This window comes from Bacteroidota bacterium (genome assembly GCA_016718825.1).
Taxonomy (GTDB): domain Bacteria; phylum Bacteroidota; class Bacteroidia; order J057; family JADKCL01; genus JADKCL01.
On the sequence record JADKCL010000022.1, the window covers coordinates 105,803 to 120,607 of the forward strand.

Annotated in this window: 12 protein-coding genes and 1 pseudogene; 8 read left to right on the plus strand and 5 right to left on the minus strand. The window is 50.6% G+C overall.

From position 1 onward, the window contains the following. Window positions 1-510: 510 nt before the first annotated feature. Complete coding sequence (locus IPN95_20685) at window positions 511-2,898, minus strand: TonB-dependent receptor (GenBank protein ID MBK9451786.1); 2,388 nt, start codon at window positions 2,896-2,898, stop codon at window positions 511-513. A gap of 137 nt (window positions 2,899-3,035) precedes the next feature. Between IPN95_20685 and aroB the strand changes: the two genes are divergently transcribed. Together aroB and IPN95_20695 are read left to right on the plus strand one after the other, a co-directional pair. After that, complete coding sequence (gene aroB, locus IPN95_20690; GenBank protein ID MBK9451787.1) at window positions 3,036-4,124, plus strand: 3-dehydroquinate synthase; 1,089 nt, start codon at window positions 3,036-3,038, stop codon at window positions 4,122-4,124. Continuing rightward, a complete protein-coding gene (locus IPN95_20695) occupies window positions 4,121-5,344 on the plus strand; it encodes a 3-phosphoshikimate 1-carboxyvinyltransferase (GenBank protein MBK9451788.1) in 1,224 nt (407 codons plus the stop codon). Before aroB ends, IPN95_20695 begins: the two co-directional genes overlap by 4 nt. A 52-nt stretch (window positions 5,345-5,396) precedes the next feature. Here IPN95_20695 and IPN95_20700 read toward each other — a convergent pair whose 3' ends face one another. The 4 genes from IPN95_20700 to IPN95_20715 all read right to left on the minus strand — a co-directional run bounded on the left by IPN95_20700 (window position 5,397) and on the right by IPN95_20715 (window position 8,555). Continuing rightward, a complete protein-coding gene (locus IPN95_20700; protein ID MBK9451789.1) occupies window positions 5,397-5,909 on the minus strand; it encodes an RNA polymerase sigma factor in 513 nt (170 codons plus the stop codon). A 356-nt stretch (window positions 5,910-6,265) separates the two neighbouring features. After that, window positions 6,266-7,144, minus strand: coding sequence for a MerR family transcriptional regulator (locus tag IPN95_20705; protein MBK9451790.1), 879 nt, complete (start codon window positions 7,142-7,144; stop codon window positions 6,266-6,268). Between the two features lie 43 nt (window positions 7,145-7,187). Beyond that, window positions 7,188-7,820, minus strand: coding sequence for an HAD family phosphatase (locus IPN95_20710; GenBank protein ID MBK9451791.1), 633 nt, complete (start codon window positions 7,818-7,820; stop codon window positions 7,188-7,190). A 21-nt stretch (window positions 7,821-7,841) separates the two neighbouring features. Next, the gene (locus IPN95_20715; GenBank protein MBK9451792.1) at window positions 7,842-8,555 is read right to left on the minus strand and encodes an RDD family protein; all 714 of its coding nucleotides are present in this window, start codon (window positions 8,553-8,555) and stop codon (window positions 7,842-7,844) included. A gap of 48 nt (window positions 8,556-8,603) precedes the next feature. Between IPN95_20715 and IPN95_20720 the strand changes: the two genes are divergently transcribed. The 6 genes and pseudogenes from IPN95_20720 (at window position 8,604) to IPN95_20745 (ending at window position 14,779) form a co-directional block, all read left to right on the plus strand. Then, entirely contained in the window at window positions 8,604-9,608 is a 1,005-nt protein-coding gene (locus IPN95_20720) for a stage II sporulation protein M (GenBank protein ID MBK9451793.1), read from the plus strand. Then, complete coding sequence (locus IPN95_20725) at window positions 9,583-10,494, plus strand: hypothetical protein (protein MBK9451794.1); 912 nt, start codon at window positions 9,583-9,585, stop codon at window positions 10,492-10,494. The genes IPN95_20720 and IPN95_20725 overlap by 26 nt, the downstream gene beginning before the upstream one ends. Further along, entirely contained in the window at window positions 10,481-11,236 is a 756-nt protein-coding gene (locus tag IPN95_20730; GenBank protein ID MBK9451795.1) for a DUF4129 domain-containing protein, read from the plus strand. The genes IPN95_20725 and IPN95_20730 overlap by 14 nt, the downstream gene beginning before the upstream one ends. Continuing rightward, window positions 11,226-12,413: a DUF4350 domain-containing protein gene (locus IPN95_20735; GenBank protein MBK9451796.1), complete on the plus strand. Its 1,188-nt coding sequence runs from the start codon at window positions 11,226-11,228 to the stop codon at window positions 12,411-12,413. The genes IPN95_20730 and IPN95_20735 overlap by 11 nt, the downstream gene beginning before the upstream one ends. A 62-nt stretch (window positions 12,414-12,475) precedes the next feature. Next, window positions 12,476-13,445: pseudogene (locus tag IPN95_20740) on the plus strand (MoxR family ATPase). Continuing rightward, window positions 13,445-14,779, plus strand: coding sequence for a DUF58 domain-containing protein (locus IPN95_20745; GenBank protein ID MBK9451797.1), 1,335 nt, complete (start codon window positions 13,445-13,447; stop codon window positions 14,777-14,779). The pseudogene IPN95_20740 and the gene IPN95_20745 overlap by 1 nt, the downstream one beginning before the upstream one ends. Window positions 14,780-14,805: the final 26 nt, after the last annotated feature.

Sequence of the window (14,805 nt, forward strand, 5' to 3'; positions counted from 1 at the left end):
TTAACATTTCGTAGGCTTGCCGTTAGTATTACTGACGATTTGTTGAATATTATTTTTTCTCCATTCAATACTTATTCCTAAATTGCTTTCCAATCAATCAGTCAGTGTCTGGGGTACGACTCCGCGTAGGAACGCTTGTATAGGGGTATTTAGAAATTTTCAGCGCATGAAACGATTTGGGCTTCCGATGCTATTGTCGGCTGGCTATGCCAGTCTTCTTTTTTTCATTTTTTCATCTGACTTCAGCAAGGAGCACTCCTTCTTGCTCGCACCAAAAGGAAAGGGTGTCACTGCCAAACAAGCAGAAAGGCCGACCCGTGATTTTGAAACTTCGCTTTCCGCGCGGATTGCGACCCTTCAGCTGAACCAAGACAATGCCCCTTCAACACCTGAGGCGAGCTCCAACCCTGACCACCAATCCCCCGAAAGCGCTTCTGCCCCTCAGCACTAAAATCGAAAGGCAGAACTTTCGTCCTGCCTTTCCAATATTCCACAACTCCCGACTTTCTTTTACAAATCAATCACGACGCCGATCGAAGGCAACAGCGTTCCCAAAGTATTTGGAATTTCACGCAATTGGTAACGTCCCGGATCATTCGGATCCAAAACCGGCGCTCCATTCGCATCGCGTACCACATCCAAACGAGGTTGCCCCTCACTTTGGAAATTGTACGCATTCTGCAAATCCAGATAGAGGTTGAGCGACCATTTCTGGAAAAACCACTTTTTGTCGAGCCTCACATCCATACTATGGCTCGCGGCCAGACGACTGGAATTCAGACGGCTATAATCTGGAATCCCTTGTCCGACGATGTCCCAGACGGCAACTTGCGAGCTACGGTCCAAGTCATACGGCGTATAAGGTGTACCACCATAATAGCGCCAGCGCACACCCAATTCCCAATTGCGCTTGAATTTCTTGCCGAGAACCGAAGTCAAAATCACCCGGTTGTCCCATGAACTCGGTTTGAAGGTGCCTGAACTGTCCGTGAATTCCGAGCGCACGTATGTGAAGGACACGATTCCAAAGAATCCCTTGTAAATCTTCTGCTGTGCACTCAACTCAACGCCATAACTGCGGCCATCGCTCGTGGAGGTAACCGGTGCAGCGCCGACGACACCAAAGTTTCCGCCTTGATTGGCCACAGAAATCTGCTCATCCAACAAAAACGGATAGTTGGTATAGCGCTTGTAGAAGCCCTCGGTCGTGAACCGCGTATTGAATTTGGTATTGTATTCAAATCCAGCCACAATGTGCTTGGAACTGATGTAGCTCAATCCGTTGTCGCGATTGACAAGGTTCCCTGCCGCGTCGCGGTAGCCCATCGAGGTGTAGGCAGGAAGCTGACGGTAGATGCCGGTATTGAAATTGAAGCTGAAACGCGGCTTGATGATATAACTGAGCGAGAACCTTGGCGAAAATTGCTCGAATGGATTCGCCATTTCTTTGGAATAGCTGCTTCCGTCTACACGTACCCCTACGGCCATCACCAACCGGTCACTGATGAAACTGCGGCTCAAATTCCCGAAGGCACTATACTTGTGCAAATTCAAGGAAGTGTTGTATTGAATCGTGTCCAAGCCAAATGGCGTCGAAATGCGGTTGTAGGTATCGTTGAGGTAACGCGCAAATTCATAGTTCAAGCCATAAACCACCTTGAAGCCGCCCTTGCGCACGTTGTGCTCGATACGGAGCTTGTTCTCAATCTCCTGCGAGACGTAGTCCAAAATTTTGTTGGCTTCTGTGGACTCATCGTTGTTCTGGTACTTGATATTCTTGTTGTTGAGCATGTTACGGCTCGCAACAACGGTCAAGTAGCTATTTTCAAAAAAGTGCTTGAAGTTGGCGCCGACGGTGTAGTTCCATTGCGTGTTGACCGGCAGATATCCCAGAATATACTTCTGCTCGTCGGTCGAATCGGCTTCCAAGTTCAAGGCAAAGTTGTCAATCGCGCCCAAACCGATCACGGTCAGTTCATTTTTCTCGTCAAACTTGGTGCGGGTCTTGAATTGGAAGTCGTTGTAATTGGGGAGGAATGGCAGTCCCAATGTTTTGAAAAGCCATCCGAGGTAAGAGCGCCGTCCGGAGGCCAAGAAAGTGGTTTTTTTGCCAATCGGTCCTTCCACGGTCAAACCGAGGTCGCTGCTGCCGACGGTGGCATTAAATCCCAGACGGTCTTCGCGGCCGGTTTTTTGCTTGATGTCCATCACCGAACTCAAGGCATTGCCTCGGCTGCTGGGGAAGGCGCTGGTGTAAAAATCAACCTCGCGGATGAAATTGACATTGATCAGGCCTGTCGGGCCACCGCTTGCGCCCTGCGTAGAAAAGTGGTTGATATTCGGAACCTCGATGCCATCAATATAAAAGCGGTTTTCATTGGGGGAACCCCCGCGGATGATGATATCGTTACGAAAAGCCACCGTGCCGGCGACGCCGGGCAAGGACTGAATCATTCGGGAAATGTCACGGTTGCCACCTGGGCTTCGTGCGATTTCGTTGACCCCGATCGTACGGAGCGACAAAGGACTCTCTTCCGTCTTGTTGAAGGCAGAGGTGGTAATGACAACCGTATCGACCGTCGCACCATCCTCTTTCAAGGCAATCTCCAACTCCACAGGCTTCGAATTGGTCACTTCCAATTCCGGAATCACCTGTGTGGCAAAACCGGTGTAGGTCACCTCGACATTGTACAAACCCGGCGGAATGCCCTTGATTTCGAAGCGACCAAGGGAGTCGGTGTAGGTACCAAACGGTTGCTGCTGAACCTTTACCGTTGCGAAATCCAAGGGTTCATTGTTGATCGAATTGTAGACCCGACCCTTGATAATGCCATTTTGCGCCATTGCCAAGCCAAACGGCATGGCCAACAGCATGAGAAGCAGTAATTTCTTAAACATGGAGAACACTTTTCATTGTAGTCTATAAAGGCAAACCGCTGCGCGGCAAAATTGTTTAAGATAGGTCAACAAATCTTAAACAATTTTCCAATTTCCAACGGACGTTCATCGGAATGAAAGATTCTTAATTTTGACCCATGCAGCAAGAGCGAATGTCAACGGCGGGTGGTTTGAGCGAGGTCTTCCTGGGAATGGATGCACTCATTCGATTTTGTGCCGAGATCAGCGATGCAAAATTCAAGATCTTAATGCTGACCGACACCAACACGGCCGAGTTGTGCAGGCCATTGGTGCGCGACCTTCTTCCCCCACATTTCCACCTTTCCATCGCCGAAGGCGAAGCCTCCAAGACCTTGTCGCAATGTGAGAAAATCTGGGAAAAACTGACTTCCAATGCCTTCGAACGCGGCGACATGATCATCAACCTGGGAGGTGGCATGATTTGCGACCTCGGCGGATTTGCGGCAAGCTGCTACAAACGCGGAATCGCCTTTGTGCATATTCCCACCACGCTGCTTGCCATGGCTGATGCAGCCATTGGCGGCAAGACCGGGATCGATTTCCACGGCTTCAAAAACCAAATCGGCAGTTTTCAGCAACCCAAAGCGGTGGTGATCCACCCCGAATTCCTTGAAACCTTGCCGGATTTGCAATTGCGCGCCGGCTATGCCGAGGTGCTCAAGCACTACCTCATTCACGATGCCGACGCGTGGAAAACAGCAGTTGAACTGCAAGGCTTGCCCTCAAATTGGGACGAAACCATTGCCAAAGCTGTCAAAATCAAGTTGTTTTTCACCGAATCTGATCCGACGGAAAAAGGCATTCGCAAGGCGCTTAATTTTGGACACACCATCGGCCATGCCGTGGAAAGCCACTTTTTGCAGGAATTTGCAGGTGATCCGCTCTTGCATGGCGAAGCCGTGGCAGTCGGCATGGCCTGCGAAGCTTGGATCTCGCACCAACGTAATCTGATTTCTGCGAAGGAATTGTCAGAAATCGTGCAGACACTTGAAAATCTTTATGGGATCGTCCGCATTCCGCCGCAGATCATTCCCGACGTGAGCAAATGGTGCATCCAAGACAAGAAAAATGTCGGAGGCCGCATCAACGCGACGTTGCTCAATGGTATCGGCAAATTTTTGATCGACCAATGGCTCTCCATCGACGAAATTGAAGCAAGTCTGCTCGCCTACCACCATCAATTTTCAAAGAAAGACCGACCATGACACTTCATCTCTCTTCTCCTGAAAACGCAAAGCTCGAAGGGGACATCATGCTGCCAGGTTCCAAATCCGAAAGCAACCGCGCGTTGATCTTGCAGGCGATTTCCAAAGGGTTGATTCAGGTGGAGGGCATTTCGGAGGCGAAAGACAGCCAAATTTTGCAGCAGCTTTTGCGGGAAAATCCGGAAACCATGGATGTAGGCCATGCCGGCACGGCGATGCGGTTTTTGACCGCCTACCTCGCATTCAGGCCCGAAGACAAGCTCCTCACGGGCAGCGCGCGCATGCAGGAGCGCCCGATCGGGCCGCTTGTGAATGCGCTGCGCACGATGGGCGCCGAAATCGCCTACCTCGGTGAGAAAGGCTACCCTCCCCTGCTGATCTTTGGACGCAATGCGAAATTTGGCGAATCTGAAGTGGTCCTGCCCGGCAATGTCAGCAGCCAATTTGTCTCTGCCTTGCTCCTGATCGCCTATCAGCAGCCCGATGGCTTGCGCATTCGCCTTGTGGGCGAGGTGTTGTCGCGACCTTATATTGAGATGACCCTCGAACTGCTTTCGCGGTTTGGCATTCAGCATACTTGGGAGGGCGACACGATTCATGTGCCCAAACAACAGCTTCGTTCAGGCACATTCAAGGTCGAGGCAGACTGGAGCGCGGCGAGTTATTGGTTTTGTGTGACGGCCTTGGCAAAGTCTGCAAAAATCAATCTCCACGGCCTTAGAAGAGAATCTTTGCAAGGTGACAGCGTTGTTGCTGCCAAAATGGCCGACCTGGGCGTACAGACGAATTGGCAGAAGGATATTTTGCAGCTGACAGGTCACGGCCCCATCCGGCAGAATATTCATTGGGATTTCTCGGATTGCCCTGATCTGGCGCAAGGTATGATCGTGGCTGCCGCAGCCTTGGGCGCCAAACCGACCTTCACCGGATTGCAGAGCCTCCGCATCAAGGAAACGGACCGCATCGCTGCCCTGCAGACCGAGTTGGCCAAGTTTGGCATTCAGCTGATGGAGGAAAACAACCGATGGTGGTTGGAGGGCCAATTTGTTTCGAAGGAGAATGTCATTTCAACTTATCAGGACCACCGCATGGCCATGGCCTTTGCCCCGCTTGCGCTTTGCACGCCAAGCATCTCGATTGCCGAGGCAAACGTCGTCGAAAAAAGTTACCCAAGCTTTTGGACGGATCTGCAAAAGGTAGGCTTGGCCGTCAGCGCATAAAAAAAGCGGCAAGAACTGAATCCCTGCCGCTTTTCACAGAATCAATCAATCCTTAATTCTCAAATTGATAGCTTCCCAAATCGTCCTTCAGAAACTTGCGGGCGATGTGAATACGATTTTTGACCGTTCCAATGGGGATATCAAAATATTCAGCGATCTCGTGGTACTTAAAACCCTTGAAATGCATCATGAAGGGTTCGCGGTATTCGTCTTTCAGGTTTGCAATGGCTTCATTGATGTCTTCCATCGCAAAGCTGCCTGCAGACCCATTCTCCGTTACGCTTCCGGGAGAATTGATATAGTGAAGGTTTTCAGTTGTATCAATGAAGGTATTCCTTCTCACCATCCTGTGGTACTGGGTGATGAAGGTGTTCTTCATGATGGTGTAGAGCCAAGCCTTGAGGTTGGTGCCATCGGCAAATTTCTCACGGTTGGTAATGGCCTTGAGCATGGTCTCCTGCATCAGGTCATCGGCATCTTCGGCATCACGTGTGAGCTTCAGTGCAAACGGACGAAGGAACCTCGACAGGCCTTGTATCTTTGTGTCAAACTCAATTGCATTCATAGTCTTCTCTTTTTTCAGCTCGATAGTCCATTACGACTACCATGATCCAAAGTTGCGCATTCTGTTTAACAATTGCAAGTGTTTGGTTAAACAAAATTTATTAAAAACCATTCTAAACAATTCCACTCACACTATCGCCAAACACACAAAAAGCTATATATCAACGATCTAAATCAGACAACTTTCAAATTTCACTGAAAATTATTTAACGAAAAAAAACATTTCGTTCATCCAGTGCTCTCAAAATGTTCAACAAACGTCTCATGGCAAAAAAGCCATTTCAGCGAAGGGAAAAGCAAATTCCCAACCGAAAATGGCATCCCTGTCAACTTGGCATGGAAAAAGATGGGGAAAAATCAGCCGCGCTCGGCGTACCGCAACAAATCCAGCGGCTGATGCAAGAGAATCACGTTGTCGCCCGTTGTCTTGATATTCGCGACAGCGGCACCCGCGACCAGAAACCTGGATCGGTGAAAGGTCTTTCCCAAGCGCGTCAAATAGGCTTGCGTGCTTTCCTTGGGGGGAACCAGCGTGAGGATGGTAAAAAAGTAATCCGGTTTATAGACTTCGTAAACGGCCGTCAAGTCTTCCTCGGGCAGGTTTTGACCCAAGTAAATGACTTTGTTGCCCCTGGAACGCAACAAAAATGCCGCAAACAACAAGCTTAGTTCGTGCAATTCACCTTCAGGCAGGAACAGCGCGTATTTAGGCACGCCGTCACCTTTGGCAGGTTGTTGCGCATCAATGGCAGCGATCAGCTTCTGACGAATCAGGTTACTGACGAAATGCTCCTGAACCGGCGTGATTGCGCCTGTCTGCCAAAGCATGCCCACCCGCTCAAAAAAAGGATAGATCACCTTGAGCATCGTGTCTTCGAATCCATAGCGCAACGTGCTGTGGGCGATGGCACGCTCAAAACGTTCCTCGTCGAGCTCGATCATCGCCAAACTCATCGTGTTGATCTGATTGGCAAACTCATCACTCACCACGTGCAGATTCTGACAGGCATGGTGAATATCGTCGTGCGACATCTTCGCGATGGCGGAAATCTTGAATCCGTTGCAATTCAGCATCGAGATGCTCAAGAGCAAACGCAAATCCTCATCGTCGTAATAACGGATATTGGTATCTGTGCGCTTGGGCTGCAAAATTTCGTAACGCTGCTCCCAGATACGCAAAGTGTGGGCCTTGATGCCCGAAATATTTTCTAAGTCGCGAATGGAGTACGTTGCCAACTGTGATGAATTTCGTTGAGAACGCAAATCAAGGACAGATTGTTTAGACTTTGTTCAACAATTCTAAACAATACGATTCGAAATGTGCATTGTCAGCTGAATTGATCCAGCCAGTTTGCCATCCGGAGGCAGCAGCACCTTCGATATTGGCCCTTGAATCGTCCAAAAACAGCGTTTCTGCCGCATTCATCCCCATTGCATCCACAACAAAATCGTAGATGTCACGGTTGGGCTTCCGTTTGCCAAGATCAAAAGAAAACCATGTACGTTCCATCAATTCAAACATATCGGCACACTGCGGCCCCCAAATCTCCTGGTGAATCACATTGGTGTTGCTCAGCAGCACGACTCTGAATTGATCCGCCAATTGCTGCACCCAATGCATTCGCCCCGGAATTGGACCCAACAGCAGCGCATTCCACGCCGTATCCAATTCGGCGTCGCTCCCATTGCTGTCGAGCGCCTTTCGCAGCGCAACCCTGAATTCAGCCGGGGCAATCAAACCCATTTCCAAATCCAGCAATAGTGGATGGTCCATCTCGAAAGCTTGTGCTTTTGGACCTGCCAAGGCAGCCAAGCCGGCGACAGTGCGCGCAGGGTCAATGGCATACAGCACGCCGCCGAGATCCAAAATCACATTTTTGACTCCAGAATAGGAATTCGAAGGATTTGACATGGCAGACTTCTTGGTTGCGGATCAATGAAGATGGGAATAGTCCTTGAGGACAGAGCGCAGGAACTGCTCGGCATTCATTGTTTGGGGTGGGGTGATACCCAAAGCATGACAAACGCGGTTGGCGCAGGCGTTGAGCACGCTTTGATCACCTTCCATACGGTGTTGCTTCAATACATCGCGGATGGTGCCGGCATCGGCATCGTCGAGTTTGGAGACTTCGGGAAACAAGGCTTGATAGCCCTCGCGTGTGGGGGCAAGGATGGTATCGGCAAGAGAAACCTTGCGGTCGAGTTTGATCACCGTGGTGCCGGCCATCATGTCGCCAAACCGCTGCCCGCGCGGCGAAAATGCGATCGATCCAATCGCAATCGAACCGTAGAACATGCCCGGATTTACCTCCAAAAGCCTGAAGATCCAACGCAAAAGATAGTTTCCGACGTTGGCGGGACTGCCATCGACGCGTACGACCTTGATGCGCATGGCCATTTTCCCCACACTTTGGCCCCTGAAAAACCATTCGCAGAGCAGATGATAGAGCAAACCGGGCACCGTCGCCAAGGCAATCGCCCCGGAAGAAATGTCCCCCAAGGCAGCGGAGACAACGAATGCAGCGATCAACACGTACACGACGATGATGACAATGTCGATCAGCCACGCCAGAATACGGTCGAAAATCGAGGCCAATTCGTACTCGATTTCGATATTTTGCGATGTGGTTATTTTGATTTTGGTCACTGCGAAAGAATCTATAAATTCAGGCGGTAAAATCCGTAAGCGAAGATAATGAGAGAAACCACGTTCCTCAAACAAAACGAAAAAAAGTGGAAAGAGTTCGAGATGCTCGTTCGCGCCAAGAAGGGTATGGTGCCGCCTGACAAAATCGCCGAACTCTTCATCGAGGTGACGGATGACCTCGCCTACGCGCGTACGCACTACCCTCAAAGCACGACAACGCAGTACCTCAACGGCCTCGCCGGGCAGCTTCACCAGGCCATCGTTCGCAACAAAAAGGTCAAGTCCAATGCATTTCTGAATTTCTGGCGCACTGAACTGCCTGGAATTATGTTTCAGAGCCGCCACAAGCTGCTGTATGCCTTTGTGATTTTTATGGTCGCCGTCTTGATCGGCGCCGTCAGCACCAACTATGACATCAACTTCGCCCGCCTCATCATGGGCGACGATTACGTGGACCACACCATTGAAAACATAGAAAACGGACGGCCCTTGGGCATCTATGCCGAGGCTGGCGAAATAGACATGTTCCTTGCCATTACCATCAACAACATCAAGGTCAGCTTTTTTGCCTTCATCGCCGGATTGGTACTCTCGGCCGGCACAGCCTTCATCCTCTTCCGAAACGGCATCATGGTGGGGGCATTTTTCTCCTTCCTGTTTCAATATGGCTTGGTCAAGGAAACGATTTTGACCGTGTTCATTCACGGAACGCTCGAATTGTCAGCAATCGTGATCGCAGGTGCGGCAGGGTTTGAAGTGGGGCATAGCATTCTCTTCCCTCGAACGTACTCACGGATCGAATCACTCAAAATGGGCGCGATGCGCGGGGTGAAGATTGTCATGGGCTTGGTGCCGGTTTTCATCATGGCCGGATTCCTGGAGGGTTTCGTGACGCGTCATACCGACATGCCGGCGATCGTGAGCCTGGCAATCATCTTCGGATCCTTGGCCTTTATCGTCTATTATTTCATCATTTACCCGCTCCAACTGCATGCTGCACATGCCGACGAGCCGCAATTAGCAAGCAATGAGCCCAGCTACGGAAAGAATTGAGCTGCTGCGCAAGCGCAGCTTCGGCGAGGTAGTCGGCGACACCTTCGCCTTTATTCGGCTGAATCTTGCAGTGATCCTCAAGGTTCACTTCCTTTTTTCATTGCCCGTCATCCTCGTGACGGCAGGGATTTTCCTGCTGCTTTTCAGGGATCATTTTTCCTTGCTCCATACGATCGATTCGGGCCCGTTTGAAGATTCGATTGCGTTCCGTGACGACTTCACCAACAGCGCTGTCTCGATCTTTTTCTCGATGATGGCGATGATTCCGGTGAGTACCACAACATTCCTCATCGTTGACCGCTACTATCACAGTGAGACGGGCAAGGTGACATTCGAGGATGTCGTGTCTGTTGCCAAGCGGAAATATCTGCCTGTATTGGCCGCCAAACTTGTGATCGCCCCGATCATCTTCTTTACGAGCCTCATCCTCGTTTTGCCCGGACTCGCATTCTTCACCTTATTTATGTGTGTCGAATTGTTGATCATTCAGCACAACTTCGGGATCTTCAAGGCCATCGGGAAGTCTTCGAATATCATGACCAAATTTTTCTGGTCGCCTTTCCTGAACAACCTGCTTTTCTTGACGATTTACCTGATTTTCACGGCTTTGATGGCGGTTCCGGTCGGGATTTTGGAAAATGCGTTGGAACTCACGACGACGACCATCGATTTGGACAGTCCTTGGACGATTGTCGTATTGGCCTTGAAAACCTTCAATACCATTCTCGGTTTCATTCTCTACACGATCCCGACGGTGGCGATGGCCTTGATGTATTACTCGATTCGGGAAACGTCAAGCAAGGCAACGATCATGGAAAGGATCCGTGCGATTGGAACGGAAAAGAAGAAAACCCCAACTTATCAGCTCGGCGATGAACAGTACTAAACACATGCTTCGCATTTTGGGCTTGGCGGTACTGCTATTGGGCATCACGCCAAGCACGAAGGCATTTGTGGCAGTTCCACCGCCTCATAACGACTATCAGGAGCGTGGTTTTGACCAGGACAAACTCAAGGAATACCGCGAGAATGCCAAATATCAATACCACCGCGACAAGCCTGAGCCGCCTAAAAGGAAAGCGAAGCCTCGGGAAAAACGCAAATATGTAGACACACAACCGGTCTACCGCGACAGCCCAAGGACTGACTTTTCGGGTGCATTAAAAGGTGTATTTTGGGTCCTCATCATTGGTGCAGCGATTTTTGTCCTGTTTCAATTGCTGAAAATCAACTTCAAAGGTCTCCTCAAGAAAAAATCGGACAAAGCCAAAGTGGTCAAGGAAACTGAAATTCCGGTGGAAGAGGACATCACCAAGATGGAATTTGAAGACCTGCTCCAACAGGCGGTCGATGCGGGACGGTACCGCGTAGCGGTGCGCTTGCTTTACTTGCGCACCTTGCGGCAGCTCACCGATCAAGGGCTCATCCATTGGAAACCTGAGAAAACCAACCATGACTACCTGCGTGAGTTGACCGACAAGCGTTTGCGGCCGGGTTTCAGCGACGTGACCTTGATTTTCGAGTACATCTGGTACGGCGAATTCCCCGTCAACAAAGACGACTTCAACCTCGCCCGCGCTTCTTTCATTCAGTTTGAACAATCAATGCGCCAACCACATGCGGTCTAAAGCTCCCTATATCGTATTGGCCGTTTTGTTTGTCGGCTATATCCTGCTCGAGGTGCTTGGTCCGCAAGCCACGAACTGGACCCCGTCTTATCAGCAGGACAAGGCTACGCCTTTTGGCAGCGAATTGGTTTATCAGCGGCTGCCGGACCTTTTCCCCGATGTCGAAATCAAAACCGTTGAAGAAAGTCCAACCAAGGTCTTGAAGCTCTTCGAAAAAGAGCGCGCCAACTACATCATCATTCAGGAAGAATTCAAAACGGACCAATTTGAAGCCCGCGCCTTGCTTGACTTTGTGCGGCGGGGAAATGACGTTTTCATTGCTGCGAATATCTTTGAGGGTTCCCTGGCGGATTCGCTTTCCGTTGGAAATCTGGAGCAATTCTGGTCGATTTTTGACGATCTGAACAACGACCCGGCCAAGGACGACTATCTCAGCTTCTCGGAGGACTATGATCCTGACCAGAAGCACTTTCCGCTCTTGGACAATGTTGTCTACAACAGCTTTTACACGGGTGGCGACGAGGTGTTGAGCACCAACAAAACCGAACGGAGCATGTTCATCCGCATTGACATGGGCGAAGGCAGCTTCTACCTGCATTCGGTGCCGCTCATGTTTACGAATTACTTCATGGTCGATCCCGTCAACAATCAGTACATCAGCAAGGCCTTGTCCTTTTTGCCGGTGCAAGATGTGATTTGGGACGAATATTTCAAGCCGGGAAAGGTCAAAACGGATTCACCCGTCGGCCATTTGTTGGAGCAACCTTCGCTGCGTTGGGCCTGGATTCTGGCCTTGGTGGGCGTGTTGCTGTTCATGGTCTTCGAAAGCAAACGCAAGCAACGCATCATTCCGGTGATCGAGCCGCTCAACAATACGACTTTGGAGTTCACCAAGACGGTCGGCATGCTCTACTTTGCACACGGCGACCACAAAGACATCAGCGAAAAGAAAATCAAGTTTTTGTTTGAGTACATTCGCAACCGTTGGAGCCTTCCTACCAACGACCTCGGCTCTGATTTCCGTGAGAAGCTCACTGCAAAGTCAGGTGTTCACCGCATGGAAATCGAGCAATTGTTCACGCAAATTGAGCGCATTCACAAGGCAAAAGATGTCGACGAAGAAGCATTGTTGCAGCTTTCACGCTGGATTGACGACTTCTACGCCAAATCGAAATAAAATTCATTCATTTCAATTCTACAACCCAAGGAAAGATAGACGTTCGCATGGATACACCTGAAATGTTTCAAAAGAGCAGGCTCGACCTGACCGAGTTGCGCGATGGCGTGGCACGCATGAAAGAAGAAGTCGGCAAGGTCATTGTCGGCCAAGAAAAAGTCCTCGAATTGCTGATCGTGGCATTGCTTGCCGATGGGCACGTCTTGATTGAGGGTGTCCCGGGTGTAGCCAAGACGCTGACCGCCAAGCTACTCGCCCGCACATTCAGCGTTGATTTCTCACGTATCCAATTCACGCCTGACTTGATGCCGAGCGACGTTTTGGGCACCTCGATCTTCAACCAAAAGACCAGTGACTTCGAATTCCGCCGCGGGCCGATTTTCAGCAACATCGTGCTGATCGACGAAATCAACCGTGCCCCTGCCAAGACGCAAGCCGCCTTGTTTGAGGCCATGGAAGAGCGTCAAGTCACGATGGATGGCACGACCTACAAGCTTGCGCCACCGTTTATCGTGCTTGGCAACCCAAAACCCCGTAGAACACGAAGGCACTTACCGCTTACCGGAAGCACAGCTCGACCGTTTCATCTTCAAGGTCACGATCGACTATCCGAGCCTCCATGAAGAGGAATCGATCATTCGAGGGCACCATACGCGCCAATTTGCCGATCCGGTGTCCATGATCACGCCGGTCATGAGCGCCGACAAAGTCGCTGCCTACCGCGCCAAAGTCCGCGAAATCCATGTCGAGGAAAAACTGATCAATTACATCGCCCGCTTGGTCAATGACACCCGCCAAAACAAATCCCTGTTTTTGGGTGCCTCCCCACGTGCGTCGATCGCGATTCTGAATACTTCCAAAGCCATGGCGGCCATCCGGGGACGTGATTTCATTACCCCTGAAGACATCCGCGAAGTGACATTGCCCGTGATGCAACACCGCGTGATCCTCACGCCTGAGCGCGAGATGGAAGGCCTGAAGCCTGCGGACATCATCCGCGATATCATCCAAAAAATCGAGGTGCCGAGGTAGTGAAGAAATTTTTCCAAAGCCTCTACCTGAGCCCCAGGCTGTTTCTCGCATTGGCAATCAATGTCGAATTGTTCATCAATGCCTACTTTTTGCCACCGGCATTCATCTTTGCGATCGGCGCCTTGGGCTTGACCGTGACGGCATTTTTGGTCGATCTCGCGGTGCTGTACCGCGTGCAAAAAGGCATCGTTGCGCGCCGGAATACCCCCGAAAAACTCAGCAACGGCGACGAAAACGAGATTACCCTGGAACTCGAGAACTATTACAACTTCACGATCAAAACGGAAATCTTCGACGAATTGCCCTTTCAGTTCCAGAAGCGGGACACAAGCTTCCTAGCACAGGTGAGTTCAGGGGCGTTACAGGAGCTCAAATACACCATTCGCCCGACCAAACGTGGCGAATATGAATTTGGGGCGGTGAAGGTCTATGCCAAAACGCCGCTCGGCTTGGTGAGTCGACGCTTTGTCTTCGAGCAGGGCAAAACCTTGCCGGTGTACCCGAGCTACATGCAAATGCGCCAATACGAAATCATGGCGATGAGCAACCGTTTGCAAGACATCGGTGTGAAGCGCATTCGCAAACTCGGACATAGCATGGAGTTTGAGCAAATCCGCGATTATGTGGTGGGCGACGACCTCCGGACCCTGAATTGGAAAGCGACAGCCCGTTCGGGGCGGTACATGGTGAACCAATACACCGAGGAAAAATCGCAGCCCATTTATTGCATGATCGACAAGGGCCGGATGATGAAAATGCCCTTCAAAGGCCTTAGCCTGCTGGATTATGCGATCAACGCCACCTTGGTGATGAGCAACATCGCGATTTACAAGCAGGACAGGGCGGGTTTGATCACATTCGCCGAGGAAATGGGCGTGGTGCTCAAGGCCAAACGCAATGCAACGCAGATGCAGGCCATTACGGAGATTCTCTACAACCAAAAAACGCGGTACCTGGAAAGCGACTTCGAATTGTTGTACACCAACATCCGGCGGCAGATCAATCACCGTTCGTTGATGCTGATTTTCACCAACTTCGACAGCCTATCGGCGATGCACCGGCAGCTTCCCTACCTGCGTCGACTGAACAAAGACCATTTGCTCGTGGTCATCTTTTTTGAAAACACCGAATTGCAGGAACTCATCCTCGCCCCTGCCAATACGACCGAAGAAGTCTATCTCAAAACCGTCGCCGAAAAATTCGCCTTTGAGAAGCGGCAGATCGTGCGGGAGCTGAACCTGCATGGGATCCAATCGATTTTGACCGCGCCGGAGAATTTGACGGTGAATACTTTGAATAAGTATTTGGAGTTGAAGGCGAGAGGGGTGATTTAGAGTGTGAGTGGGAGTACGAGGAAGCA